A 25,675-nucleotide genomic window follows, 5' to 3' on the forward strand; every position below is an offset into this window, starting at 1 on the left:
AAACCCCACCAGCATCGGGTATCCTCAGGCCATCGCCAGCCTCCGGAGCCACCATGACCGCATCTCGTCTGCTCGTTCCCCTGAGCCTCGCCCTGCTCGCTGCCTGCGCCCAGCAGCCAAAACAAACCGTCGAACTGGACGCCGAAAGCGAATGCCCCAAGCGCCTGCAGGTCGGCCAGAGCCTCACCCTGACCCTGCCCAGCAACCCCACCACCGGCTACCGCTGGCTGGTACAGAACCCTGCATCCAACGTGCTGCAAAGCCTGGGCCCTGAGGTCTACAGTGCCCCCGAGGACGCCGGTATCGTCGGCAGCTCGGGCATCTCGACCTGGCGCTACCAGGCCCGCACTGCCGGTGAAGGCCACCTGGTGCTGGTCTACCAGCAACCCTGGGCTCCGGAAGTGCGCCCGGTACAGACCTTCGATTGCGCCATCCGGGTCAACTAAACGCAGAGCGCTGGTCAGCCAACCATGCATCCACGCCGCGGTTTGGCTAGAATGCCGGCCCTGCCTATCGTCAGCCGCCTGGATTCACCGTGAGCAAACAACCCGACCGCCTTTTCGCCCAACCTCTGGAGCAAGTCCCCGACTTCGTGTTCAACGAAGACGTGGTGCGCGTGTTCCCGGACATGATCAAGCGCTCGGTGCCCGGTTATCCGACCATCGTCGAAAACCTCGGCGTGCTGGCGGCGCGCTTCGCCCAGCCGAACACGGCGCTGTACGACTTGGGCGCTTCCCTGGGTGCCGTCACCCAGGCGCTGCGCCGCCATGTGCGCAGCGACGGCTGCCGGGTGATCGCGGTGGACAACTCCGCCGCCATGGTCGAGCGTTGCCGCCAGTACCTGACCGCCCAGGATTCGATGTTCCAGGAACTGCTGCCGGTCGACGTGCTGGAAGCCGACATCCTCACCCTGCCCTTCGAACCGGCCTCGGTGGTGGCGATGAACTTCACCCTGCAGTTCATCGCCCCTGAACGACGTCTGGCGCTGCTCGGCCAGATCCGCCAGGCACTGCTGCCCGGCGGCGCGCTGATCCTCTCGGAGAAACTGCGTTTCGCCGATGACGAGGAACAGTCGCTGCTCAACGAACTGCACCTGGACTTCAAGCGGGCCAATGGCTACAGCGAACTGGAAATCGCCCAGAAACGCAGCGCCATCGAGAACGTGATGAAGCCCGACACCCTGCAAGCCCATAAGGAACGCCTGCATGCGGCCGGTTTCACCAAGGTGGTGCCGTGGTTCCAATGCCTCAACTTTACCTCGCTGATAGCCCTGCCATGATCGATCTGTCCCCCCTCGTCCGCCGCCTGGCGGGCACGCCCCTGGCTTCCTGGTCCCAGGGCCTGCAAGCACAACTGGAAGCCAAGCTGGAAAAAGGCCACGGCGACCTCGACCGCTGGCGCGGTGCGCTCGACGCGTTGCCAGCCCTGCAGCCCAGCGAAATCGACCTGGTCGACGGCCTGCGCCTGGATTGCGCGTGCGATGACGCCACCCGCGCGCAAATGCGCCAGGCGCTGATGGGCCTGTCGCCCTGGCGCAAGGGGCCGTTCGACCTGTTCGGCGTGCATGTCGATACCGAATGGCGCTCGGACTGGAAGTGGTCGCGGGTCGGCCCGCACCTCGACCTCAAGGGCAAGCGCGTGCTCGATGTCGGCTGCGGCAACGGTTACTACCAGTGGCGCATGCTCGGTGCCGGTGCCGACATGGTCGTCGGCGTCGACCCCAACTGGCTGTTCTTCTGCCAGTTCCAGGCTGTGCAGCAATACCTGCCCGACCTGCCCGCCTGGCACCTGCCGTTCGCCTTGGAAGAGCTGCCGGCCAACCTCGAAGGCTTCGACACCGTGTTCTCCATGGGCGTGTTCTACCACCGCCGCTCGCCCATCGAACACCTGCTGGCGCTCAAGGACTGCCTGGTCAAAGGCGGCGAACTGGTGCTGGAAACCCTGGTGATCGAGGGCGACGAAAACCAGGTGCTGGTGCCCGAAGACCGTTACGCGCAGATGCGCAACGTCTGGTACCTGCCGTCGGTACCGGCCCTGGAGCGCTGGTTGCGCCGCGCCGGTTTCACCGATGTGCGCTGCGTCGACGTGAGCGTCACCAGCGTCGAGGAACAGCGCAGCACCGAATGGATGCGCTATCAGTCGCTGGGCGACTTCCTCGACCCGAACGACCACAGCAAGACCATCGAAGGCTTGCCCGCCCCGCGCCGCGCCACCCTGCTGGCGCGCAAATAAAAAAGGCGTCCATGTGGACGCCCGAATCACACCTGTGCCGGGGAGCAGTGCCGGCACAGCTGCTGTTGCCTTAGTCCTTGGCCACCTCGCGGGCCTTCTCCTGCGCCTTGCGTTCGCGCTCGGCGACAGCCTGTTGCTTGTCGCCGTGCAGGCGCTCCTGATCCTGGCGGAATGCTTGCCAGAACTGCTGGGAACGTTCGGCGCCGCCTTCGGCGTAGACACTGGCGCTGCCCAGGGCGAGGGTCGCCAGCAGCAGGTATTTGCTCAGGTTCATCGTGCTTGCCTCGTTGATAACCGATCAGACAGGGCAATCGTATCCATCGGCAGCTAACGCCAAGGTGAGGCGGGCATTACAGTCTTGCAATGTGGCCTTGGCAGACAGCCAGATAACGCCAGGATTACAAATCCGTTATCTAAGCCGACAGGCCATTCGCATGCCGTAACATCCTGCCGCTTGACCCTGAAGCCCCTACAGGCTTGAGAATCCTGCTCCTTCCAGCCTACCGAGCCCGCCCATGCGCCTACTGATTATCGAGGACGAACCGCGTACCGCCGACTACCTGCAACAAGGCCTGCGCGAGAACGGCTACGTGGCCGACTGCGCCCACACCGGCATCGATGGCTTGCACCTGGCGCGCCAGCAGCCTTACGACCTGATCATCCTCGACGTCAACCTGCCCGAACTGGACGGCTGGGCGGTGCTGCAGCGCCTGCGCGCCGAGTCGGCCACGCGGATCATGATGCTGACCGCCCATGGTCGCCTGTCAGACCGGGTCAAAGGCCTGGACCTGGGCGCTGACGACTACCTGCTCAAACCATTCGAATTCCCCGAGTTGCTGGCCCGTATTCGCAGCCTGCTGCGCCGCAACGACCAGCAACTGCAACCGAGCACCCTGCGCGTCGCCGACCTGGAGCTGGACCCCAGCCGCCACCGCGCCTACCGTGCCGGCAAGCGCATCGACCTGACCGCCAAGGAATTCGCCCTGCTCCACCTGCTGATGCGCCAGAGCGGCGAGGTGCTGTCGCGCACGCAGATCATCTCGCTGGTGTGGGACATGAATTTCGATTGCGACACCAATGTCGTCGAAGTCTCGATCCGCCGCCTGCGGGCAAAGATCGACGACCCGTTTGACGACAAGCTGATCCATACCCTGCGCGGCGTCGGTTATGTCCTCGAGGCCCGCGTTTGAAGCAGGCCAGCCTGTCGCTGCGCCTGGGCCTGAGCATGACCCTGATGGGCGCCGCCCTGGTCTTGCTGCTCGCCTGCCTGGCGGTGTTCGCCCTCGACCACGAACTGGACAGCCGTGCCCGCAAGGACCTGGCGCGCAAGATGTTGCAGGTGGAGCACAACTTGCGGGTCGACTTGCGCAGTGAGGACCTGGGCAACCGCGCCCATCCATTGCTCGACCTGGTGATGGGCCACGACAACCTCAGCCTGAGCGTACTGGCCCTTGAGGGCCGCCATCCGCACCTGCTCAGTCTCGGCCCTGCGCTGGAGTCCCGGGTTGGCGAATTGCCTACCGATGCACGGCTGAACTACCACGAATGGCGCGACAGCAGCGGCAACCAGATCCTCACCGTGACCCGGCAGATGCGCCTGCGTGACGACACCCCGGTGCGGGTGATGATGTCGCTCAACCGCGCCGACGACCATGCCCTGCTTCAGGCCTATCTGCACTCCACCCTGCTGGCCCTGCCCGTGCTGTTGCTGCTGATCGGCGCGGGCGCCTGGTGGCTGATGCAGCGCGGCCTGAAGCCACTGCGCCACTTCCGCCGCATCGCTGGGCAGGTTTCCACCCAGGACCTGCAACACCGCCTGCCCGCCACCGGGTTACCACTGGAGCTGGCAGAGCTGGCGCGCAGTATCAATGTGATGCTCGACCGCCTGGACCAGGGTGTGCGCCAGCTGTCGCAGTTCTCCGACGACCTGGCCCATGAACTGCGTACCCCGCTGGGCAACCTGATGGGCAAGGCCCAGGTCACCCTGGCCCGCGAGCGTGATAGCGCGAACTACCGGGAAGTGCTGGAAGACAGCGTCGAGGAGCTGACCCGGCTCAATCGCATCATCAACGACATGCTGTTCCTTGCCCAGGTCAGCCAACCACAGGCGCAGGTGGCGCTCAAGCCACTGGCATTGGCGGAGGAAGCTGCGCAGGTAAGCGAGTTGTTTGCCTTCAGTGCCGAGCTGAAGGGTATCGAGCTGCGCTTGCAGGGCTGGGGGACGGCGCTGGCGGACCGCTTGATGTTCCAGCGGGCGCTGTCGAACCTGTTGAGCAATGCCATACGGCATTGCCCTCAGGGGCAGGCAGTGAAGCTGGGCATCGAGCGTCAGGGCAGCGAAGTGCTGATGTGGGTGGAGAATCAGGGGCCGGGGATTGCCGAAGAACATTGGCCGCAACTGTTCGAGCGCTTTTACCGGGTAGGGTCGGGGCGTTCACGGCTGGAGGGTGGGACGGGGTTGGGGTTGGCGATCGTGAAGTCGATCATGCAGTTGCATGGGGGGCGGGTCGAGGTCAGCAGTAACCTTTCAGGGCCGACCCGGTTTACCTTGGTGTTTCAGGCTGAATGAAGGTTGCCTGTACCGGCCCTTTCGCGGGGCAAGCCCGCTCCTACAGAGGTGAACTGCGCCCCATTTGTTGGACAGTCTGTGATTAGGCTGCTGCAGCCTGACTCCTGTATGCCACGGGAGTCAGGCCGCCCAGCCCCATCTTGATTCGATCATGGTTGTAGTAGTTGATGTATTCATCGATTGCCGCCCTCAGCTCTGCGATGCTGGCGAAGCGCTGACCATGGTACATCTCTATCTTCAGTGTGCCGAAAAAACTCTCCATTCGTGCATTGTCCAGGCAGTTGCCTTTGCGCGACATGCTCTGCTCCAGCCCCTTTTCTTCGAGTCGATTCCGGTAGGCGTAGTATTGATACTGCCAGCCCTGGTCGGAATGCAGCATCGGCTTGGCTCCTTCCGGTAGCTTCGCAAGCGCCTGCTCCAGCATCTGGCCGACCAGAGGATAGTGCGGCGAAGTATCGATCTGATGCGCCACGATCTCCCCGCTAAACAGGTCCAATATCGGCGATAGGTACAGTTTCTCACCCGCCACCTTGAACTCGGTCACGTCTGTTACCCATTTCTCGTTGGGCTCTGCTGCCGTGAAATCGCGCTCCATTGTGTTGGGCGCAATGCGTCCGGGCTGACCGCGATAGGACTTGTACTTTTTCACGCGCACCGTGCATTTGAGGTCGAGTTCACCCATCAGCCGGCGCACAACTTTACTGTTTACTATTTGGCCAATGTTGCGCAGCGCTGCAGTCATGCGTCGATAGCCATAGCGCCCCTTATGCCGCCCCTGGGTCTCACAGATATGAGCCTTTAACGGGGCCAGCTTGTCACCTGCAGCCATCACCTTGAGTTGGTAGTAGTACGTACTGCGCGCCAGCCCAGCCAACTTGAGCAGGTTGTTGAGGGGGAATCGGTTACGCAAGGCCGAGATGATCAGGACTTTTTCTTCTCGGCCTTCTTCTGCCTCGCCTTCTCCTCGCGCAGCTCTTTTAACTTTTTTAGATAGGCGATCTCCATCTCGGCATGGCGCAGCTTGGCCAGCAACTCGGCGTGCGAGAGATCTTCATCGGCTACAGGTGGGGTGTTGGCGGGTGGAACAGGTGGTTTAGGCATGAGACTGCGCGGACCTTTGCTCTTTGCTGTCAGGGCTTTGATGCCGCCACTGTAGTACTGCGATTCCCATATGCCTATCTGGCTGGAGTGGCTCATATTGAAAACGGCTGCCGTCTGGCGCAGCGATAGCTTGTCGCGCCACATCCGCTCAAGCACCGAAAGCTTGAACTCAGGGCTGAAAGTCCGTGTTTGTCCGCAGAGGCTAGCCTCGCCATGGATGCGATAGCTCGCGACCCAGCGCCGAAGCAAGGAGGGATCCATCTGCAACTCAGATGCGATGGTGCGATAGCCAATGCCTCGCTGCAGAAAGGCATGGATGGCTGAAAGTTTGAACTGCTTGGTGTGCTTGCTCACGTAAAACGCCCCTGAGGTTGGATTTTTTGTCCAACATCAGGGGCGCAGTTCACCCCTGTAGGAGCGGGCTTGCCCCGCGAAAGGGCCGGTACAGGTACCACTAGGTCATCGCGAAGCCGCGACGATCAGCGCCTTCATCTCGGCCACGGCAGCCTTGAAGCCGACGAACAGCGCATGCGCCACCAGCGCATGGCCGATGTTCAGTTCATTGATGCCCTTGATCGCCGCAACCGCCTCGACGTTGTGGTAATGCAGACCATGCCCGGCATTGACGATCAGCCCCTGGCCCACGCCAAACGCCACGCCATCGACGATGCGTTGCAGCTCCTCGGCCACTTCGGTCGGTGTTTCGGCATCGGCATAACGCCCGGTGTGCAGCTCGACGGCTGGGGCGCCGACACGGCGCGAAGCCTCGATCTGCCGCTCGTCGGCATCGATGAACAGCGACACTTCAGCACCGGTACGCGACAGGCGCTCGACCGCCGCCTTGATCCGCGCCTCCTGGCCGGCCACGTCCAGGCCACCCTCGGTGGTCAGCTCCTGGCGGGTCTCGGGGACCAGGCAGATATGCGCCGGGCGGATCTTTTCGGCAAAGGCCATCATCTCTTCGGTGATGCCCATTTCGAAGTTCATGCGCGTCTGCAGAACGTCCTTGAGCACCAGCACGTCGCGCTCCTGGATATGCCGGCGGTCTTCACGCAGGTGCACGGTAATACCGTCGGCGCCCGCTTCCTCGGCATCCAGCGCAGCCTTGACCGGGTCCGGGTAGCGGGTGCCGCGGGCCTGGCGCAGGGTCGCCACGTGGTCGATGTTGACGCCAAGAAGCATGCGGTTGCTGTGAGTCACGAAAGGCTCTCCTGAAGTTTGAGCCACACAGCATACGACGTGCTCAGCGCTTGCGAAACAGTTCCCGGCTGACCAGCGGTTTTGGCCCCAGGTGTACTGCCAGTGCCTGGCGCATCAGGCGCTTGGCCGCCAGCAAGGCGCCGGGGGCATCCCAGTCGGCCAGGGCCAGGGCCAGCAGCTCGGTGCCGTTGAACAGACCAGGTTGGGCCAGGTACACGCGTTCGAGGCCGGCATCGACCCGCAGGCGGTACAGTCCGTCCGCTTCGATCGGGTCGTCGTTGACGTCGTGGCTGAGTGAAAAGGTGTAGCCCAGGTCCTCAAGCAGCCGCCACTCGAAGGAGCGCAACAGGGGTTCCAAAGGCCTTCCCGCGACCAAGGCCTGCAGGGTCAGGGCGTAGTGCTCGAACAGTTCGGGCTGCGGCGCCTCGGCGGGGAGCAGGCGCATCAGCAGTTCGTTGAGGTATAGGCCGCTGAACAGCGCGTCGCCATGCAGCCATGCTGCAATACCCACACTGTCCAGGCGCCTGACGTTCTTCAGCTCACCTTTACCGAACAACTCCACTTCCAGCGGAACGAACGGCCGCACCAGGCTGCCACCCTTGCCGCGCGCACGCCGCAGCACCGCACGCAGGCGGCCCTGCGGGGTGAAGAAGTCCACCAGAGCACTGGTTTCCTTGTAGGCGCGGCTGTGCAGGACGTAGGCCGGCTGGCCGACTGGCTGTTCCATAAGATAACTCAGTCGCAGGCAGGGCCCGCTCCTAGAAGAGGGCCCGGCAAGGCTTACAGGTCGCCGTAGCCCAGCGAACGCAGGGCGCGTTCGTCGTCTGACCAGCCGCCCTTGACCTTGACCCAGAGGTTGAGCATGACTTTGGAGTCGAACAGCACTTCCATGTCCTTGCGTGCTTCAGAGCCAATGCGTTTGATGCGCTCGCCCTTGTCACCGATGATGATCTTCTTCTGGCCATCACGCTCGACCAGGATCAGTGCATGGATGTGCAGCACGTGGCCCTGCTGCTTGAACTCTTCGATTTCCACGGTGATCTGGTACGGCAGCTCGGCACCCAGCTGGCGCATGATCTTCTCGCGCACCAGTTCGGCGGCGAGGAAACGGCTGCTGCGGTCGGTGATCTGGTCTTCCGGGAAGAAGTGGTCGTTTTCCGGCAGGTGCTTGGCGATCTGGGCTTCCAGCGCTTCCAGGTTGTGGCCCTGCTGCGCGGAAATCGGCATCACTTCAGCGTTCGGCAGTTGCTCCTGCAGCCATTGCAGGTGCGGGATCAACTCGGCCTTCTCTTCCATGCGGTCGGTCTTGTTGACCGCAATGATCAGTGGGCCGGTCACGTACTGCACGCGCTCCAGCACCAGTTGGTCCTCGTCGGTCCACTTGGTACGGTCGACGACGAAGATCACCACGTCGACGTCCTTCAGGGCCGCCGAGGCGTTGCGGTTCATGTAGCGGTTCAAGGCCTTGTCGTTGGCCTTGTGCATGCCCGGGGTGTCAACGTAGATCGCCTGCACGTCACCCTCGGTCTTGATACCGAGCATGTTGTGGCGGGTGGTTTGCGGCTTGCGCGAGGTGATCGCCAGCTTCTGGCCGAGGATGTGATTGAGCAAGGTCGACTTGCCCACGTTCGGGCGGCCGACGATGGCCACGTAACCGCAGCGGGTCGGATTGTTATCAGTCATTACCATTCTCCACGCCCAAGGCGATCAATGCAGCAGCGGCGGCGACCTGCTCGGCGATACGCCGACTTACACCTTGGCCACGGCTCTTGTTGTTCAGCAGCACCACTTCGCATTCGACGAAGAAGGTACGGCAGTGCGGTTCGCCCTGGATGTCGACCACTTCGTAACGCGGCAGCTCACAGCTGCGCGATTGCAGGAACTCCTGCAGGCGGGTTTTCGGGTCCTTGTTGGTGTCGACCAGGGTCAGGCCTTCGAACTCGTCGGTCAGCCAGGCGAGGACACGCTCGCGCGCGGTCTGCATGTCCGCGTCCAGGTAGATGGCGCCGATCAGCGCCTCGAGGGCGTCGGCCAGGATCGACTCACGGCGGAAGCCACCGCTCTTGAGCTCACCCGAGCCCAGGCGCAGGTAGTCGCCCAGGTCGAAACCACGGGCCAGGCGGGCCAGGGTCTCGCCCTTTACCAGGCGGGCGCGCAGACGCGACAGCTGGCCTTCGCGGGCCTGTGGGAAGCGCTCGAACAGCGCCTCGCCGGCGACGAAGTTGAGAATGGCGTCACCGAGGAACTCCAGGCGCTCGTTGTTGCGCCCGGCATAGCTGCGGTGGGTCAAGGCCAGCAGCATCTGCTCCTGGTCCTTGAAGGTGTAGCCGAGCTTGCGCTCGAGACGGGCAAGGGAAGCAGTCATGCAGCCACCCGTTGGTTGTTCAACGCGTTGTTCAAATCAACATCCTGAAAGACTGTTTGGCTGTGGTCCGTCGCGGCGAGCGGCGAATCTCTCGTTCCCTGAGAACACAGCCTATGTCAGAAATGCATTCGGCGCTGTCTGCAAGACAGCGCCGAAGGGTATCAATGGATCAGGCCGACCCGCGACAGGTTGGGCAAGTGGCTGAGCTTGGGCTCAGGCCAGCTCATCCAGACCGCGAAGGCCTTGCCGACGATGTTCCGGTCCGGAACCATGCCGTGCAGCTCTTTAGGGATTTTCGGGTCATCCCAGTAGCGGCTGTCGTTGGAGTTGTCGCGGTTGTCGCCCATCATGAAGTAATGGCCGGCCGGTACGGTCCATTGCTGGTCCGGTGGCATGCGATAGCGGGTCATCTCCTTGCGGATCAGGTGTTCGGCTTCGCCGAGTTTCTCCTTGTACAACTCGGCGCTGCCCAGGGTACCGGGTTCGGCGCCGACCAACTGCTCGGCAATCGGCTGGCCGTTTACGAACAGCCGCTTGTCGTTGGTGTAGCTGATCTTGTCGCCCGGCAGGCCGACCACACGCTTGATGTAGTTGACGTTCGGGTCGCTCGGGTAGCGGAACACCATCACATCGCCGCGTTGCGGGTCACCCACCTCGATGACCTTCTTGTCGATCACCGGCAGGCGGATGCCATAGGAGAACTTGTTCACCAGGATGAAATCGCCCACTTCCAGGGTCGGTTTCATCGACCCTGAAGGGATCTGGAACGGTTCGACCAGGAACGAGCGCAGCACCAGCACGATGAACAGCACCGGGAAGAACGACTTGCCGTACTCAACCAGCAGCGGCTCTTTGTTCAGGCGCTCGACCACCGCCATTTCTGGTTGGGTGACGCTGCCCTGGTAGTTGGCGATCGCTGCCCGCCGGCGCGGGGCCAGGAACAGCAGATCGATCAAGCCCAGCAGACCGCAGACGAAGACGGCGATGACTAGCAACAGCGGGAAATTTAGCGACATAGGACCTAGCTATCCAACCTGAGCACGGCGAGGAAGGCTTCCTGTGGAATCTCCACGTTACCCACCTGTTTCATGCGTTTTTTACCGGCCTTCTGCTTCTCCAGCAGTTTCTTCTTACGGCTGACGTCACCACCGTAGCACTTGGCCAGCACGTTCTTTCTGAGCGCCTTGACGGTCGTCCGCGCGATGATCTGGCCACCAATGGCAGCCTGGATCGCCACGTCGAACATCTGCCGAGGGATCAGCTCCTTCATCTTCTCGGTCAACGCACGGCCTTTGTAGGCCGCGTTGTCGCGGTGCACGATCAATGCCAGGGCATCGACCTTGTCGCCGTTGATCAGTACATCCAGCTTGACCAGGTTGGCCGACTGGTAGCGATCGAAATGATAGTCCAGCGAAGCATAGCCGCGGCTGGTCGACTTCAGGCGGTCGAAGAAGTCCAGTACCACTTCGTTCATCGGCATGTCATAGCGCACCTGCACCTGGCTGCCGAGGAACTGCATGTCGCGCTGCACACCACGCTTCTCGATGCACAGGGTGATGACGTTGCCCAAGTGCTCCTGCGGTACCAGAATGGTCGCGGTGACGATCGGCTCGCGGAAGTCGAGCACCGAGGATACATCTGGCAGCTTGGACGGGTTGTCGACGATGATGGTTTCGCCGGTTTTCAGTTCCAGCTCGTAGATCACGCTTGGCGCGGTGGTGATCAGGTCCAGGTCGTATTCGCGCTCCAGGCGCTCCTGGATGATCTCCATGTGCAGCATGCCGAGGAAGCCACAACGGAAGCCGAAGCCCAGAGCATCGGAGCTTTCCGGCATGTACTGCAGCGACGAATCGTTCAGGGTGAGCTTCTGCAGGGCGTCGCGGAAGTCCTCGAAGTCATCGGAGCTGACCGGGAACAGACCGGCGTAGACCTGTGGCTGAATCTTCTTGAAACCGGCCAGCACTTCGACTTCTGGCGTAGAGGACAGCGTCAGGGTGTCACCGACCGGCGCACCGTGAATGTCCTTGATGCTGGCAATGATGAAGCCTACTTCACCGGCCTTCAGGTCGGCAGTCTGGGTATGCTTCGGGGTGAAGACACCGACGCTGTCGACCAGGTGCACCTTGCCGGTGGACTTGACCAGGATCTTGTCGCCTTTCTTGACGCGGCCGTGGCGCACACGCACCAGCGAGACCACGCCCAGGTAGTTGTCGAACCAGGAGTCGATGATCAGCGCCTGCAGTGGCGCCTCGATATCGCCTTCCGGCGCGGGGATGGTCTGCACCAGGCGCTCGAGCACCTCGTCCACGCCCATGCCGCTCTTGGCGCTGCAGGCCACGGCGTCGGTGGCGTCGATACCGATGATCTTCTCGATCTCGTCCTTCACGCGGTCCGGATCGGCCTGGGGCAGGTCCATCTTGTTCAGGACCGGCATGACTTCCAGGCCCTGCTCGATGGCGGTGTAGCAGTTGGCCACGGACTGGGCTTCGACGCCCTGGCCGGCGTCCACCACCAGCAGCGCACCTTCACAGGCCGCCAGCGAACGCGAAACTTCGTAGGTGAAGTCGACGTGACCAGGGGTGTCAATGAAGTTCAGCTGGTAGACCTTGCCGTCTTGCGCCTTGTAGTTGAGCGTGACGCTGTGGGCCTTGATGGTGATACCGCGTTCGCGCTCCAGGTCCATGGAGTCCAGTACCTGGGCTTCCATTTCGCGCGCCGACAGGCCACCGCACATTTGAATGAAACGGTCGGCCAGCGTCGACTTGCCATGGTCGATGTGGGCGATGATGGAGAAATTGCGGATATGACTCAAATCACTCACGGGTCAACACTCGGAAAAGGCTGCGAGCCGGACGCCCGCCGAAAAATAGCCGGGAATTGTACCTTAAGCTGCTGGGTTATGGGAGATTCCTCTATCGGACTGTACACAGCATTCGTCCCCGCAATTGTGAACTTTCATGAAAAAGGGCAGCCGAAGCTGCCCTTTCCTACCCCTGAGCCCGCTTATTCGGCGAGTTTGAAGGTGATGAAGCTGGCACGTCCCTGGCGCAGTACGCGCATCGACACCGAACGGTTCTTCGGCAGGTCCTTGGCGATTTCAGTGAACTGCTTGGCCGAGGCGACCGCCTGATTGTTCAGGTGGCTGATCACGTCGCCCGGGCGCAGCCCGATCATCGCGGCCGGGCCGTCCTGGACTTCCTTGATGACCACGCCACCCTTGAGTTCCAGGGTCTTCTTCTGTTCGGCGGTCAGGTCCGATACCGACACGCCCAGGCGGTTGCTGTTGCGCTCGGCGCCGCCTTCAGGGCCAGAACCGGCACCGATGTCGGCATCGTCATCCGGCATCGGGCCTACGGCGACGTCCAGGGTCTGGCGCTTGCCGTTGCGGATGATTTCGAGCTTGGCTTTCTCGCCGTCCTTCAGGCTGCCGACCAGGTGCGGCAGGTCGGCCGACATGACGATCGGCTGGCCGTTCATGCTCAGGATCACGTCACCTACCTGCAGGCCGCCCTTGGCTGCCGGGCCGTTTTCCAGTACTTGCGCCACCAGGGCACCGGCCGGTTTGTCGAGGCCGAACGATTCAGCCAGGTCCTTGTTGACCTCCTGAATCACCACGCCCAGCCAGCCGCGGCTGACCTTGCCGTCTTTCTTCAGCTGATTGGACACGTCGAGGGCGACGTCGATCGGGATGGCGAAGGAAAGGCCCATGAAGCCGCCGGAGCGGGTGAAAATTTGCGAGTTGATACCTACCACTTCGCCTTTCATGTTGAACAGCGGGCCACCGGAGTTGCCCGGGTTGATGGCCACATCGGTCTGGATGAAAGGCACATAGGTATCGTTGGGCAGCGTCCGCCCCTTGGCACTTACGATACCTTTGGTCACCGAGTGGTCGAAGCCGAACGGCGAACCGATGGCCAGCACCCATTCGCCAACCTTGAGCTTCTCGGAATCACCCAGCTTGACGGTCGGCAGGTTCTTGCCCTCGACCTTGAGCAGGGCCACGTCGGTGCGCGGGTCGGTGCCGATCAGCTTGGCTTGCAGCTCGCTGCGGTCCGACAGGCGGACGATGATCTCGTCGGCATCGGCAACCACGTGGTTGTTGGTCAGAACATAGCCATCGCTGGAAATGATGAAGCCAGAACCCAGCGACATGGCCTCGCGTTGACGGTCGCCGCGCGGCGAACGCGGCTGCTGCGGCATGTTGCGTTCGAAAAATTCGCGGAACATCGGCGGCAGGCCTTCGAGGTCCGGCATCTGCCCGGAGGCGACGCGGTCCGGCAGCTTCTGCTTGGTGCTGATATTGACCACGGCCGGCGAGGCTTGCTCGACCAGGGTGGTGAAGTCCGGCAGGGCTTCATCGGCCTGGGCGCTGAGCACCTGGCCAAGCATCAGCACGGCGGCGAACATCGTTAGGTAGGATTTCAAGCGTGGTATTGACATACGGCTCCCGTCACAACGAGCGGTAGTTGAAATAGCCCTGCCCAAAGCAGGAAAGGCCAGACTTCCAGAAGCCTGACCTATAGAAAATTTGCCGAAGGATTGCAAATGACAATGCTTTAATTTCATTTCAGCCGCGGGTCCGTTCGCCTGTGCATTGCCCTTGATTCGGCCCGCAAAAGCGCGCCGTCACTGGCGTGCCTGGGCATCCTGAGGACGCATCGACAGCGCGATACGTTCTGCCGTACCCAGCGGAATTTCGCCAACCACGGTGACCTGCACCTTGCCTTTGGGTGTATTCAGCCGGCGTGAAACGGCCGAGGTCGGGCCAAGCTGGGTGCGCACATCGGCACCGGCATCATCCTTCACGGGTTCGAGGAACACCGAGAATCGGGCCAGGCCATCGTCATACATCAGGCTGCTGATCGAGCTGTTGCGCTCAGGGTCGCGGCGCACCGTACTGTTGATCAACTCGAACCCCGGCGGCAGCCAGTCCGAACGCCAACCGGCAACCGCCTCGCTGGTGCTACTGGCCACCCGCTCGACCGGCTTGCACGCAGCACTGGCTTGCAGGTCTTTGTCAGTAGGCTGGCCGTCGGTGTCCAGGCGGGTCATCTGGAAGCGCTCGAGCAGTTGCCCCTTGTCATTGAGCATCAATGAGCGCAGCGGCAGGCCGGTTCGTCGGTCCAGGTGGAGCTCGAATGCGTAGCGGTGCTGATCGCGAGGTGTCAGCGTGACAATCACGGCATCGCGGTCAGCGACCCGTGACTTGCCTGCCACACTCAGGTCATACCAGCTCATCAACTTGAGGGGATCGAGCGAACGCTGTGCAGAATCGGGAAGGTTACTTACACCGCTCGCCAAGGCACCACTGACGCACTGCACCTTGCCATTCACGCGCACGATTTCCTGGGCGGTGCCATCGAGCTGCAGAAGCCGCTCGCTGACCTTGCCGTCCTGAACGCGATGCCAGATATCGTGGGAAGAAAAGCTGCCGTTACGTTCGTAGACGAAGGAGCCCTGGTAACTCTGCTTCTGCTCGGCCTGTGCCAGCTTGTTCAACCATTCACTCGCCTCGGGCGATGAATTGGCTGCCAACGCTGGCACCGTCATGCAGCTGCCTATCAGCAGCGACAGGAGAGGTAGCGCGCGCATGATCCTCCTTACTTAGCGGTTTTCCAGGCTGGCGGCGCGGGCATACGGCAGGGCGGTTTCAGTGCCCTTGAGCGCGGATTCCTGCGCGTGCTGGCGCAGATAGCCTGGCAGACGCTGATCCCAGCCGGCCTGGTTCTGCAGCACGCCGTTGGCCATAGGCCCGGTCGGTTGCTCACTGCTTTCACTATAGCCTGCCAAAACCGCAGGGCCCTGACTTTGTGGCATGGTCAGGCCTTGCTGTGCAGGCTGCTGGGCAGCCAGCTCGGCGCCGGTGATCTCGTCCTGGTTGTACATGCGTACGCCAGCCAGCACCGCTACAGTGACCGAGGCAGCCACGGCCAAGCGGCCAATGCTGCGCCACGGGCCCTGCTTGACCTTGGCCGGCACGGCTTCATCGGCCAACGCGGCGGAGACCGCCGAAGCGATATCCAGCTTGGGCAGCAGCAGTTCCTTGTGCATAGCTGCGCGGGCTACCTGGTAACGCGACCAGGTGGCACGGGTTTCGGCATCGTCGACGGCGTTCAACACGCGACGCAATTCCAGTTCGTCCGCTTCGTTATCCATCACCGCGGACAGCGATTCCTGCAAAGCTTCACGACTCATGGCGGTTCCTCTCTCGGCTGTCGCCGCTGTCTCAGGTTTCCTGCAACAACGGCTGCAGGGCTTTATCTATGGCCTCCCGAGCGCGGAAGATTCGAGAGCGCACGGTACCCACCGGACATTGCATGACACTGGCAATGTCTTCGTAACTCAACCCGTCGAACTCACGCAGCGTCAGTGCCGTGCGCAGGTCTTCGGGCAGTTGCTGGATGGTGCGATGGACAGTGCCTTCGATTTCATCCCGCAACAACGAGCGCTCTGGGGACTCGAGATCCTTGAGACCATGATCGCCGTCGTAAAACTCCGCATCCTCGGAGCTCACATCGCTGTCTGGTGGCCGTCTTCCACGGGACACCAGGTAGTTCTTCGCCGTGTTGATGGCGATGCGGTACAGCCAGGTATAAAACGCACTGTCACCGCGGAAATTGCCAAGCGCACGGTAGGCCTTGATAAAGGCTTCCTGCGCCACATCCTGGGCCTCGTGGGTGTCGTGAACGAACCGCACGATCAACCCTAGAATCTTGTGCTGATACTTCAGCACCAACAGATCGAACGCTCGCCTGTCGCCGCGCTGCACGCGCTCGACAAGCTGCTGATCCTCTTCCTGGGTTAGCATGAACACTCCTCAGTGAACTCGAAGGAGCGTTGCCATAGCCTTTGTTCAGGCTTGCAACCATAGACTCGGGCTTTGCGCAAAAGTTCTCCCCTCCAAGCAAGTTTCCTGCGGCCCTTGGTCGGCTCGCACGGAAGACGCTGCGCGGTCACGGCCCGCTACGTCGATAATCAGGTTTCGAATACGCAGGTGTCAGCCCGAATAGAGCTGCCGCCCTGCGTCGCCGCGGCAAATTGTGGCGTGCGGACAGCCTTCATAGGATTTCCGGCCGTATCGGAAAGTTCCCGCAAAGATTGACGCAACGTCCTAACTAGCATGGAAATTGGCTGCCGCAGGCTGCTATAAAGGCAGCCCGGCCAGCATTCACGATAGTTTCACATTGCCATCTGCACGTGACTATTGTGCCGCGCCCTTTCCAAAGATTACTAGTGTCCCGACATGAGCCAACAATTCCAACATGATGTCCTGGTGATCGGCAGCGGCGCAGCCGGTCTCAGCCTGGCACTTAACCTTCCCGGCCATTTGCGCATTGCCGTGCTGAGCAAGGGCGACCTGGCCAACGGCTCGACCTTCTGGGCCCAAGGCGGGGTCGCCGCCGTACTCGACGACACCGACACCGTGCAATCGCATGTCGAGGACACCCTCAATGCCGGCGGTGGTCTGTGCGACGAAGACGCTGTGCGCTTTACCGTCGAGCACAGCCGCGAAGCCATCGAATGGCTGATCGAGCAAGGTGTGCCCTTTACCCGCGATGAGCACTACAGCGTCGATGATGGGGGTTTCGAGTTCCACCTGACCCGCGAAGGCGGCCACAGCCACCGACGCATCATCCACGCCGCCGACGCCACTGGCGCGGCGATTTTCACCACCCTGCTCGAACAAGCGCGCAAGCGCCCGAACATCGAATTGCTGGAGCAGCGCGTGGCGGTCGACCTGATCACCGAACGCCGCCTGGGCCTGGCGGGTGACCGCTGCCTGGGTGCCTACGTGCTGAACCGCAACAGCGGCGAAGTCGACACCTTCGGCGCGCGCTTCACCGTGCTGGCCACGGGGGGCGCAGCCAAGGTCTACCTCTATACCAGCAACCCCGACGGAGCCTGCGGCGATGGCATCGCCATGGCCTGGCGCGCCGGCTGCCGGGTGGCAAACCTGGAATTCAACCAGTTCCACCCGACCTGCCTGTATCACCCTCAGGCCAAGAGCTTCCTGGTCACCGAGGCCTTGCGTGGCGAAGGCGCGCTGTTGCGGCTGCCTAACGGTGAGCGTTTCATGCCGCGCTTCGACCCGCGCGAAGAACTGGCCCCGCGCGATATCGTCGCCCGCGCCATCGACCACGAGATGAAGCGACTGGGGGTCGACTGCGTCTACCTGGACATCACTCACAAGCCGGCCGACTTCATCAAGAGCCACTTCCCGACTGTCTATGAACGCTGCCTGGCCTTCGGCATCGACATCACCCGCCAGCCGATTCCGGTGGTTCCGGCCGCCCATTACACCTGTGGCGGGGTCATGGTCGATGATCGTGGCCACACCGATGTGCCCGGCCTGTACGCCATCGGCGAAACCAGCTTCACCGGCCTGCACGGCGCCAACCGCATGGCCAGCAACTCGTTGCTGGAGTGCTTCGTCTATGGCCGTGCCGCAGCGGCGGACATCCAGGCACATCTGGACCAGATCGCCATGCCCAGGGCCCTGCCCTGCTGGGACGCCAGCCAGGTCACCGATTCGGATGAAGACGTGATCATCGCCCACAACTGGGACGAGTTGCGCCGCTTCATGTGGGACTACGTGGGGATCGTGCGCACCAGCAAACGCTTGCAGCGCGCCGAGCATCGCGTGCGCCTGCTGCTCGACGAGATCGACGAGTTCTACAGCAACTACAAGGTCAGCCGCGACCTGATCGAACTGCGCAACCTCGCACAGGTGGCTGAGCTGATGATTCGCTCGGCGATGCAGCGCAAGGAAAGCCGCGGGCTGCACTACACCCTGGATTACCCTGGAATGCTGCCAGAGGCCAAGGACACCATCCTCAGCCCGCTCTGAAACAGCTGTCGAACCTGCGACGGCTGAACTTCAACCTCACCCGCAAACGCCGGTGCTGTTCAGCCCCCACGGCATCCCGAGGCACGCACTGGCTCTCGCCGAGCCAGTGCCCTGCCCTGACGAACCGCAACACCACCAGCCCCGGCACCGCCACGCTGTCCCGACACAGGCGCACCGGTTGCCAGCCGAGCGCCCGGCTGAACACGCGCCAACCCGACGCGTCACGACGCAAACCGGTGACGGCATGGGGATCAGTCAGCAGAATACGGCGGGGAATCGCCCAGAGAGCGTGGGCAATACAAGCGGCAAGAACACAAAGACCAAGCCACCAGGGCAGCGCGCTCAGTAACAAGACCAGTAACGCCAGCACCTGGCAACCCAGGTAGGCCGCCAGCAACAGGCGCGAGCCCTGCCAGCGGCACTCGAAACACTCATTTGGGCTGGACACGATCCAGAATGATGCGGACCATACGCTGCAGCTCCGGGTCTTCGGACTCGGTACGCTCCATGAACCAGCCGAACATGTCCTGATCTTCACAGCTCAACAAGCGGACATAAAGTTCGCGGTCGGCTTCGCTCAGGGTCGGATAGACCTCCTGGGTGAATGGCACCAGCAGTACGTCCAGTTCCAGCATGCCGCGGCGGCTGTGCCAGAAAAGCCGGTTGAGTTCAGTTTGTTCGACCATGGGGCCCTCCTCGAATGGTCGCGCAGTATACCGCGCAGTGAACGAAGCGACACAGGGCGTTGGTCTAGTCACCTACCTATTTTGTTACTGGCGTTCTATGATGGCCGCCAGTCTTTAGCCACCGCGATGACCCATGGCCGATTCCGCTTTCTTCAGCCCCCTGTCCCACGAGGGCATCCTCGCCGTCCGCGGCTCCGACGCCGGCAAGTTCCTGCAGGGCCAGCTGACCTGCAACATCAACTACCTCAGCCTCGAGCATGCCAGCCTCGGCGCCCGCTGCATGGTCAAGGGGCGCATGCAGTCGAGCTTCCGCATCCTGCCCGAGGGCAATGGCTACCTGCTGGCCATGGCCAGCGAGCTGCTGGAGCCGCAACTGGCCGACCTGAAGAAGTACGCCGTGTTTTCCAAGGCCACGCTCACTGACGAGAGCGCAGCCTGGGCGCGCTACGGCCTGCAAGCTGGCGGCACCGCGCTGCAGGCACTGGGGCTGGACCTTCCGGCTGCGGCGGGTAGTACCGTTCGCCATGATGGCCTGATTGCCATTGCCGTCTCCACCGACCGCGCCGAACTCTGGGTACCGGCAGAGCGAGCCGACAGCATTCGCCAACAGCTGGCAGCCGCGTTGCCGGAAGGCCGCCTCAACGACTGGCTGCTGGGGCAAGTGCGTGCCGGCATCGGCCAGGTCATGGGCCCCACCCGCGAGCTGTTCATCCCGCAGATGATCAACCTGCAGGCCGTCGGCGGCGTGAGCTTCAAGAAAGGCTGCTACACCGGCCAGGAAATCGTCGCGCGCATGCAGTACCTGGGCAAGCTCAAGCGCCGCCAGTACCGGCTGGCACTCGAGCAGCAGGAAAATCCGGCTCCGGGTACGGAAATCTTCTCACCGACCCATGGTTCGTCAGTTGGCGAAGTGGTGTTGGCTGCCAGCACCGGCCAGGGCTGCGAGCTGCTTGCAGTGCTCAGCGCCGAGTCGGTGGAGGACGACAACCTGCACCTGAACAGCCTCGAAGGCCCTCGCCTGCAGGTGCTGAGCCTGCCGTACGAGCTGGACCGCGATCAGGAAATCCAGCGCTGAACAGTGCACCACCCTTGCCGTTGAGACGTTCATGAACAAGCTGGCCGAGATGGTTCAAGCGCAGTTGCTCGCTGCCATCGACAACGATGACCTGGTCCTGCCAACCCTGCCCGAGGTAGCCCTGAGCATTCGCGAGGCCGCCGAAGACAGCGAGATCAGCGTTGCCGCCCTGAGCAAGGTGATCGGCCGTGACGCCGCCCTGTCGGCGCGCCTGATCAAGGTGGTCAACAGCCCGTTGCTGCGCGCAGCGGTCGAAGTCACCGACCTGCACACGGCCATCACGCGATTGGGCATCAACTACAGCTGCAACCTGGCGATCGGCCTGGTGATCGAACAGATCTTCCATGCCCGCTCGTCTGCAGTTGAGCAAAAATTGCGGGACATCTGGTCGAACAGTCTTGAAGTTGCGGGGATCAGCTATGAAATTTGCCGCCGCTTTACGCAACTGAAACCCGACCAGGCAACCCTAGGTGGGCTGGTCAACCAGATCGGCGCACTGCCGGTGCTGATCTACGCCGAAGAACACAACGAACTGCTTTCCGACCCGGTCTGCCTGCACTATGTGATCGAGCAGATCCAGCCAGTGTTGGGGGACAAGATTCTTTCTTCATGGGAGTTTCCCGAGCAGTTGGTCAACCTGCCGAGCCAGGTGCAGGACCTGGACCGGCGCACCGACAAGGTCGACTACATCGATGTAGTGCAGATCGCCAAGTGCCTGAGCCAACGCGCGCGCAGCCGGCCTTTGGCGGCGTTGCCGGCTTATCGGCACCTTGGGTTGCCATTTGGTACCGAACTGGAGATTGCCGAGTTGCTGGAAGCGCGGAGCATGTTGCGCTGACAGGTGCTGCCTGCACTGGCCTCTTCGCGGGACAACCTCGCTCCTACAGGTACATCACAGGCCCCGCGAAGGGGCCAGTACAGGCAGAAGATCAGTCGGCGATGAAACTCACCCGCACTTTCAACCCGCCCTTCTCGCCATCATGCAGGCTGATCTGCGCCAGGTGCGCCCTGCAGATCTCACCCACAATGGCCAACCCCAGCCCACTGCCCTGCACGCCCCTGCGATAGAAGCGCTCGAATACCCGCTCGCGCTCATCTTCAGGAATCCCCGGCCCATCATCCTCGACCTCCAGCACCGCCGGCGCCAGCACCCGCAGGATCACATTGCCACCCGCCGGGGTATGCGCCAGCGAGTTGTCCACCAGGTTGCTGAGCAGCTCGTTGAGCAGCGTCGGCTCCCCCTTCAACCACACCGGCGCCTCGGCCTCCAGCGCCAAGGCCACGCCGCGGTTGTAGGCCAGTGGCGCCATGGCCATGCCCAGTTCACGGGCCAGCTGGCTCAGGTCCAGGCGCTGGGCACCGCCTTCGGCAATCGCCCGGGCACCGTTCTCGACCCTGGCCAGCGACAGCAACTGATTGGCCAGATGGGTCAGGCGATCAGTCCCCTGCGCTGCCGACTCCAAGGTCTGCCGCCATTCTTCGGGCTGCTGCGAACGCAACCCTAGCTCGACCCGTGCCTTCAGCGCCGCCAGTGGCGTGCGCAGTTCGTGGGCCGCCTCCGCAATGAACTGCGCCTGGCGTTCGAACTGCCCGCGCAAACGCTCGGTGAAGTGGTTCAAGGCACGCACCAATGGGCCCAGTTCACGCTGCACCTGCACTACCGGAAGCGCCCGCAGGTCATCCGGCTGACGCTCTTCCACCGCCGTGCGCAAGCGCTCCAGGGGGCGCAGCGCCGCGCTGACCGCAAACCACACCATCACCAGCGCAGCCAGGGCCAGCATGCCCAAACGCAGCAGGGTGTCGGCCATCAACCCACGGGCCATGCGCACCCGAGCCTCTTCGGTCTCGGCCACGCGAATTTCCGCCATACCGTTCATGTTCGGCTCGCTCACTGCCTTCAGCAAGCTGACCACACGCACGTCCTGGCCGAGGTAGTTGGCGTCGTAGAAGCGCGCCAGTGCCGGATAGTCGTCGGTACGCGGCGTGCCGGGCGGCGGTGGCGGCAGGTTCTCGTAACCGGAAATCAGCTGCTGATTGATGTCCAAAACCTGGTAGTAGATACGCCCGGCGCTGTCGTAGGCGAAGGTGTCCAGTGCCACATAGGGCACATCGGCGCTGAGGCTGCCATCACGTTGGGACAGCCCGGCGGCGATGGTCCGCGCCGAAGCCAGCAAGGTGCGGTCGTAGGCGGTATCGGCCGCTTCGCGACCGTTCCAGTAGGCACTCAGGCCACTGGCCAGCATCAGCACCACCAGCAGCAACGCCAGGTTACCCAGCAGCCGCCCGCGCAAGCTGCCATTGTCACGCATCGCGGTGCTCAAGCAGGTAACCCAGCCCGCGGAAGGTGACAATAGCAACCGAGTGGCCATCGAGCTTCTTGCGCAGGCGGTGGATGTAGATTTCGATGGCGTCGGGGCTGGCCTCTTCGTCCAGGCCGAACACCTGGGCGGCCAGCTGTTCCTTGCTCATCACGCGACCTGGGCGGGCAATCAATGCTTCAAGCACACTCTGCTCACGCGAGGTCAGGGTCAGGTTTTCCTCGCTCAGGCTGAAACGCCGGGTGTCCAGGTCGTACACCAGTGGCCCGCAACGCTGCTGGCGCTCACCACCGAGCACGCTGCGCCTGAGCAAGGCCTTTACCCGCGCTTCCAGCTCGGTCAGTTCGAAGGGCTTGGCAAGGTAATCGTCAGCACCGAGGTTCAGGCCATGCACGCGATCCTTCACATCGCTGCGTGCAGTGAGCATGAGTACCGGCAGGGTCTTGCCGCGACCGCGCAGGCGCGCCAGCACCTCGAAGCCGTCCATCCGCGGCAGGCCCACGTCGAGTACGGCAACGGCGTATTCCTCGCTGGCCAGGGCCAGGTCGGCAGCCACGCCATCATGCAATACATCCACGGTCAGGCCTTGACTTTTCAGGGCCTGGGCCACGCTTTCGGCCAGTTGCAGATGGTCTTCGACCAGCAGCACACGCATCGGATTCTCCCTGCTCGGGTGGGGCGGTGGCGCGGAGTGTACCGCCGTCGCCAAGCCTGTGAAGACCCTTGTAGCAAACCTTTCACACTGAAAGGTTAGCGAAAGGTTCATTGCCTAGCATCGCATCACGGTCGCTCCACGCGCCGAAAAAAGCACCAGCAAGGTGCAACGAACAAGAATAAAAAAACGGAGTCATCCCGATGCTGTCATCGCAGCCTAAGGCGTTCGCGCCTAGCCGTTCCCTGTCCGCACGCCCTTCTGCCATCGCCAGTGCCCTTGCACTTGCCGGTGTCGCCCCGCTGAGCCAGGCCGCCTTCTTCGAAGACAGCACGGCAACCTTCGAAACCCGCAACATGTACTTCAACCGCGACTTCCGCGACGGCACCAGCGCGCAACAATCCAAGCGCGACGAGTGGGCCCAGGGCTTCATGCTCAACTTCGAGTCCGGCTATACCGATGGCACCGTGGGCTTCGGCCTGGATGCGCTGGGCATGATGGGCATCAAGCTCGACTCCAGCCCCGACCGCACCGACACCGGCCTGCTGCCGACCCACGATGACGGCAAGGCTGCCGACGAGTACTCCAAGCTCGGCCTGACCGGCAAGGTCAAAGTGTCGAAGACCGAACTGAAGATCGGCACTCTGATCCCTGAACTGCCGACCTTGCAGCCCAACGACGGCCGCATCCTGCCGCAAACCTTCGAGGGCGGCCTGCTGACCTCGCAGGAGATCAAGGGCCTGACCTTCACCGGCGGGCGCCTGGACAAGGCCAAGGACCGCAACGACACCAACTGGGAAGACCTGGCCCTCAACAACAAGAACGGCCGCTTCGGTGGCACCTTCAGCGCCGACAACCTCGACCTGGCCGGCCTGGACTACAAGTTCACCGATCGCATCACCGGCAGCTACCACTTCGCCCAGCTCGACGACATCTACCGTCAGCACTTCATCGGCATGCTCGCCACCCAGCCGTGGGGCCCGGGCACCTTCGGCGCCGACGTGCGCCTGGCGATCAGCGACGATGCCGGCGCGGCCAAGGCCGGGCGCATCGACAACACCACCTTCAACACGATGCTCAGCTACAGCCTGGGCGGGCACAAGGTCAGCGCCGCCTGGCAGCAGCTTTCCGGCGACAGCGCCTTCCCCTACATCGATGGTGCCGACCCGTACCTGGTCAACTTCGTCCAGATCAACGACTTCGCAGGTAGAGACGAGCGCTCGTGGCAAGCGCGCTACGACTACAACTTCGCCGCCCTCGGCGTCCCCGGCCTGACCTTCATGACCCGCTACATCAACGGCGACAACGTCAGCCGCGCTGCCGGTGGCGAGGGCAAGGAGTGGGAACGCAACACCGAACTGAAGTACGTGGTACAAAGCGGCCCGTTGAAGAACGTCGCCGTGCGCCTGCGCAACGCCACCTTCCGCTCCAACTTCGCCCGCGATGCGGACGAAGTACGGCTGCTGGTGAGCTACAGCGTAGCCCTGTGGTAACCCATAACAAAAACGCTCACGGAGACATTCGATGACCTTTTCACTGCGCCGCCTCGTCCTCGCCACCGGCTGCCTGCTGCTGGCCGGCAATGCCCTCGCCACCGAACCGAAACGCCCTGAATGCATCGCCCCGGCCTCGCCCGGTGGTGGTTTCGACCTGACCTGCAAACTGGTGCAGAGCGCCCTGGTGCAGGAGAAGATCCTCAGCAAGCCGATGCGCGTGACCTACATGCCCGGTGGTGTCGGCGCAGTGGCCTACAACGCCGTGGTCGCACAGCGCCCGGCCGACGCCGGCACCCTGGTGGCCTGGTCCAGCGGTTCGCTGCTGAACCTGGCCCAAGGCAAGTTCGGCCGCTTCGACGAGAACGCAGTGAAATGGCTGGCAGCAGTTGGCACCAGCTACGGTGCCATTGCCGTGAAGAGTGATTCGCCCTACAAGACCCTCGATGACCTGGTCGCGGCACTGAAGAAAGACCCGAGCAAGGTGGTGATCGGCTCCGGCGGCACCGTCGGCAGCCAGGACTGGATGCAGACCGCGCTGATCGCCAAGGCCGCCGGCATCAACCCGCGCGACTTGCGCTACGTAGCCCTGGAAGGCGGCGGCGAGATCGCCACCGCGCTGCTGGGCGGGCACATCCAGGTCGGCTCCACCGACATCTCCGACTCCATGCCGCATATCCAGAGCGGCAACATGCGCATCCTCGCAGTGTTCTCGGAAAACCGCCTGGACGAGCCAGAGATGAAGGACATCCCCACTGCCAAGGAACAGGGCTACGACATCGTTTGGCCGGTGGTGCGCGGCTTCTACCTCGGGCCGAAGGTGAGCGACGAAGAGTACGCCTGGTGGAAAGAATCGTTCGACAAGATGCTGGCCTCGGAAGACTTCGCCAAGTTGCGTGACCAGCGCGAGCTGTTCCCGTTCGCCATGACCGGCGCGGAGCTGGACAGCTATGTGAAGAAGCAGGTGACTGAGTACAAGGTACTGGCCAAGGAATTCGGCCTGATCCAGTAAGCCTCTCAGGCCCCTTCACCGATTCCTGTAGGAGCGGGCTTGCCCCGCGAAGAAGCCGGCGCGGTGCATGGCACCGGCTCCGCCGGTGTTCGCGGGGCAAGCCCGCTCCTACAGGGCCCGCGAT

26 protein-coding genes are annotated in these 25,675 nt (G+C 62.6%); 10 read left to right on the plus strand and 16 right to left on the minus strand.

Features of this window, described 5'->3' with window-relative positions; translation table 11 throughout:
* Nucleotides 1-53 precede the first annotated feature (53 nt).
* The 3 genes from ACOKS3_RS23445 to cmoB all read left to right on the plus strand — a co-directional run bounded on the left by ACOKS3_RS23445 (nucleotide 54) and on the right by cmoB (nucleotide 2,232).
* Nucleotides 54-446 carry a protease inhibitor I42 family protein gene (locus ACOKS3_RS23445; protein ID WP_103449375.1) on the plus strand — a complete coding sequence of 131 codons (393 nt, stop codon included), beginning with the start codon at nucleotides 54-56 and terminating at the stop codon, nucleotides 444-446.
* Between the two features lie 89 nt (nucleotides 447-535).
* Nucleotides 536-1,279, plus strand: a complete 744-nt coding sequence (gene cmoA, locus ACOKS3_RS23450) for a carboxy-S-adenosyl-L-methionine synthase CmoA (protein ID WP_103449374.1) — start codon at nucleotides 536-538, stop codon at nucleotides 1,277-1,279.
* Nucleotides 1,276-2,232: a tRNA 5-methoxyuridine(34)/uridine 5-oxyacetic acid(34) synthase CmoB gene (gene cmoB / locus ACOKS3_RS23455; protein WP_422764506.1), complete on the plus strand. Its 957-nt coding sequence runs from the start codon at nucleotides 1,276-1,278 to the stop codon at nucleotides 2,230-2,232. The genes cmoA and cmoB overlap by 4 nt, the downstream gene beginning before the upstream one ends.
* Nucleotides 2,233-2,302: 70 nt before the next feature.
* Here cmoB and ACOKS3_RS23460 read toward each other — a convergent pair whose 3' ends face one another.
* Nucleotides 2,303-2,506, minus strand: coding sequence for a hypothetical protein (locus ACOKS3_RS23460; RefSeq protein ID WP_103449372.1), 204 nt, complete (start codon nucleotides 2,504-2,506; stop codon nucleotides 2,303-2,305).
* Between the two features lie 241 nt (nucleotides 2,507-2,747).
* Between ACOKS3_RS23460 and ACOKS3_RS23465 the strand changes: the two genes are divergently transcribed.
* Nucleotides 2,748-3,422: a heavy metal response regulator transcription factor gene (locus tag ACOKS3_RS23465; RefSeq protein ID WP_422764507.1), complete on the plus strand. Its 675-nt coding sequence runs from the start codon at nucleotides 2,748-2,750 to the stop codon at nucleotides 3,420-3,422.
* Nucleotides 3,419-4,801, plus strand: coding sequence for a heavy metal sensor histidine kinase (locus ACOKS3_RS23470; protein ID WP_422764508.1), 1,383 nt, complete (start codon nucleotides 3,419-3,421; stop codon nucleotides 4,799-4,801). The genes ACOKS3_RS23465 and ACOKS3_RS23470 overlap by 4 nt, the downstream gene beginning before the upstream one ends.
* Before the next feature lie 82 nt (nucleotides 4,802-4,883).
* On the opposite strand, the gene ACOKS3_RS23475 is transcribed toward ACOKS3_RS23470, so the two are convergent.
* From ACOKS3_RS23475 to rpoE, 11 genes are all read right to left on the minus strand, one after another.
* Nucleotides 4,884-6,256 (minus strand): IS3 family transposase gene (locus tag ACOKS3_RS23475; RefSeq protein WP_422764683.1). Its coding sequence is split into 2 segments (ribosomal slippage): nucleotides 4,884-5,780 and nucleotides 5,783-6,256, totalling 1,371 coding nucleotides; the frame shifts between segments, so codons are not numbered across the junction.
* A gap of 105 nt (nucleotides 6,257-6,361) precedes the next feature.
* Nucleotides 6,362-7,084 (minus strand): pyridoxine 5'-phosphate synthase, encoded by a 723-nt coding sequence (gene pdxJ / locus ACOKS3_RS23480; protein WP_374755331.1) that lies wholly within the window; start codon nucleotides 7,082-7,084, stop codon nucleotides 6,362-6,364.
* A 61-nt stretch (nucleotides 7,085-7,145) separates the two neighbouring features.
* Complete coding sequence (gene recO, locus ACOKS3_RS23485; RefSeq protein ID WP_422764159.1) at nucleotides 7,146-7,829, minus strand: DNA repair protein RecO; 684 nt, start codon at nucleotides 7,827-7,829, stop codon at nucleotides 7,146-7,148.
* A 53-nt stretch (nucleotides 7,830-7,882) separates the two neighbouring features.
* Nucleotides 7,883-8,785 carry a GTPase Era gene (gene era, locus ACOKS3_RS23490; protein ID WP_016498176.1) on the minus strand — a complete coding sequence of 301 codons (903 nt, stop codon included), beginning with the start codon at nucleotides 8,783-8,785 and terminating at the stop codon, nucleotides 7,883-7,885.
* On the minus strand, nucleotides 8,778-9,467 hold the full coding sequence (gene rnc, locus ACOKS3_RS23495) for a ribonuclease III (protein WP_060508426.1): 690 nt from the start codon (nucleotides 9,465-9,467) through the stop codon (nucleotides 8,778-8,780). Before rnc ends, era begins: the two co-directional genes overlap by 8 nt.
* A 161-nt stretch (nucleotides 9,468-9,628) precedes the next feature.
* A complete protein-coding gene (lepB, locus tag ACOKS3_RS23500; protein WP_103449369.1) occupies nucleotides 9,629-10,483 on the minus strand; it encodes a signal peptidase I in 855 nt (284 codons plus the stop codon).
* A 5-nt stretch (nucleotides 10,484-10,488) separates the two neighbouring features.
* Nucleotides 10,489-12,288, minus strand: a complete 1,800-nt coding sequence (gene lepA, locus ACOKS3_RS23505) for a translation elongation factor 4 (RefSeq protein WP_060508428.1) — start codon at nucleotides 12,286-12,288, stop codon at nucleotides 10,489-10,491.
* A gap of 182 nt (nucleotides 12,289-12,470) precedes the next feature.
* The gene (locus ACOKS3_RS23510) at nucleotides 12,471-13,907 is read right to left on the minus strand and encodes a DegQ family serine endoprotease (protein ID WP_103449368.1); all 1,437 of its coding nucleotides are present in this window, start codon (nucleotides 13,905-13,907) and stop codon (nucleotides 12,471-12,473) included.
* 186 nt (nucleotides 13,908-14,093) lie between these two features.
* The gene (locus tag ACOKS3_RS23515; RefSeq protein WP_103449367.1) at nucleotides 14,094-15,059 is read right to left on the minus strand and encodes a MucB/RseB C-terminal domain-containing protein; all 966 of its coding nucleotides are present in this window, start codon (nucleotides 15,057-15,059) and stop codon (nucleotides 14,094-14,096) included.
* 12 nt (nucleotides 15,060-15,071) lie between these two features.
* Nucleotides 15,072-15,662: a sigma-E factor negative regulatory protein gene (locus ACOKS3_RS23520; RefSeq protein ID WP_103449366.1), complete on the minus strand. Its 591-nt coding sequence runs from the start codon at nucleotides 15,660-15,662 to the stop codon at nucleotides 15,072-15,074.
* A gap of 31 nt (nucleotides 15,663-15,693) precedes the next feature.
* Nucleotides 15,694-16,275, minus strand: coding sequence for an RNA polymerase sigma factor RpoE (rpoE, locus tag ACOKS3_RS23525; protein ID WP_003252049.1), 582 nt, complete (start codon nucleotides 16,273-16,275; stop codon nucleotides 15,694-15,696).
* Nucleotides 16,276-16,710: 435 nt separating this feature from the next.
* Here rpoE and nadB point away from each other — a divergent pair, with 435 nt between their 5' ends.
* On the plus strand, nucleotides 16,711-18,315 hold the full coding sequence (gene nadB, locus ACOKS3_RS23530; RefSeq protein WP_422764160.1) for an L-aspartate oxidase: 1,605 nt from the start codon (nucleotides 16,711-16,713) through the stop codon (nucleotides 18,313-18,315).
* Here nadB and ACOKS3_RS23535 read toward each other — a convergent pair.
* Nucleotides 18,302-18,763, minus strand: a complete 462-nt coding sequence (locus tag ACOKS3_RS23535; RefSeq protein ID WP_103449362.1) for a protein YgfX — start codon at nucleotides 18,761-18,763, stop codon at nucleotides 18,302-18,304. The two genes, nadB and ACOKS3_RS23535, sit on opposite strands and share 14 nt — an antisense overlap.
* Nucleotides 18,747-19,001: an FAD assembly factor SdhE gene (locus ACOKS3_RS23540; protein WP_008094993.1), complete on the minus strand. Its 255-nt coding sequence runs from the start codon at nucleotides 18,999-19,001 to the stop codon at nucleotides 18,747-18,749. Before ACOKS3_RS23540 ends, ACOKS3_RS23535 begins: the two co-directional genes overlap by 17 nt.
* Nucleotides 19,002-19,134: 133 nt before the next feature.
* On the opposite strand from ACOKS3_RS23540, the gene ygfZ reads away from it, so the two are divergent.
* A complete protein-coding gene (gene ygfZ, locus ACOKS3_RS23545; protein ID WP_103449361.1) occupies nucleotides 19,135-20,076 on the plus strand; it encodes a CAF17-like 4Fe-4S cluster assembly/insertion protein YgfZ in 942 nt (313 codons plus the stop codon).
* A 31-nt stretch (nucleotides 20,077-20,107) separates the two neighbouring features.
* The gene (locus ACOKS3_RS23550; RefSeq protein ID WP_422764161.1) at nucleotides 20,108-20,914 is read left to right on the plus strand and encodes an HDOD domain-containing protein; all 807 of its coding nucleotides are present in this window, start codon (nucleotides 20,108-20,110) and stop codon (nucleotides 20,912-20,914) included.
* Nucleotides 20,915-21,005: 91 nt separating this feature from the next.
* Here the strand turns inward: ACOKS3_RS23550 and ACOKS3_RS23555 are convergent, their stop codons facing one another.
* Together ACOKS3_RS23555 and ACOKS3_RS23560 are read right to left on the minus strand one after the other, a co-directional pair.
* A complete protein-coding gene (locus ACOKS3_RS23555) occupies nucleotides 21,006-22,385 on the minus strand; it encodes a sensor histidine kinase (RefSeq protein WP_422764162.1) in 1,380 nt (459 codons plus the stop codon).
* Entirely contained in the window at nucleotides 22,378-23,049 is a 672-nt protein-coding gene (locus tag ACOKS3_RS23560; protein ID WP_103449358.1) for a response regulator, read from the minus strand. Before ACOKS3_RS23560 ends, ACOKS3_RS23555 begins: the two co-directional genes overlap by 8 nt.
* Before the next feature lie 200 nt (nucleotides 23,050-23,249).
* On the opposite strand from ACOKS3_RS23560, the gene ACOKS3_RS23565 reads away from it, so the two are divergent.
* Nucleotides 23,250-24,539, plus strand: coding sequence for an OprD family porin (locus tag ACOKS3_RS23565; protein WP_103449357.1), 1,290 nt, complete (start codon nucleotides 23,250-23,252; stop codon nucleotides 24,537-24,539).
* Nucleotides 24,540-24,570: 31 nt separating this feature from the next.
* Nucleotides 24,571-25,551, plus strand: coding sequence for a Bug family tripartite tricarboxylate transporter substrate binding protein (locus tag ACOKS3_RS23570; RefSeq protein WP_103449356.1), 981 nt, complete (start codon nucleotides 24,571-24,573; stop codon nucleotides 25,549-25,551).
* Nucleotides 25,552-25,675 lie beyond the last annotated feature (124 nt).

Source organism: Pseudomonas sp. HS6-2 (assembly GCF_049325675.2).
Taxonomy (GTDB): domain Bacteria; phylum Pseudomonadota; class Gammaproteobacteria; order Pseudomonadales; family Pseudomonadaceae; genus Aquipseudomonas; species Aquipseudomonas putida_N.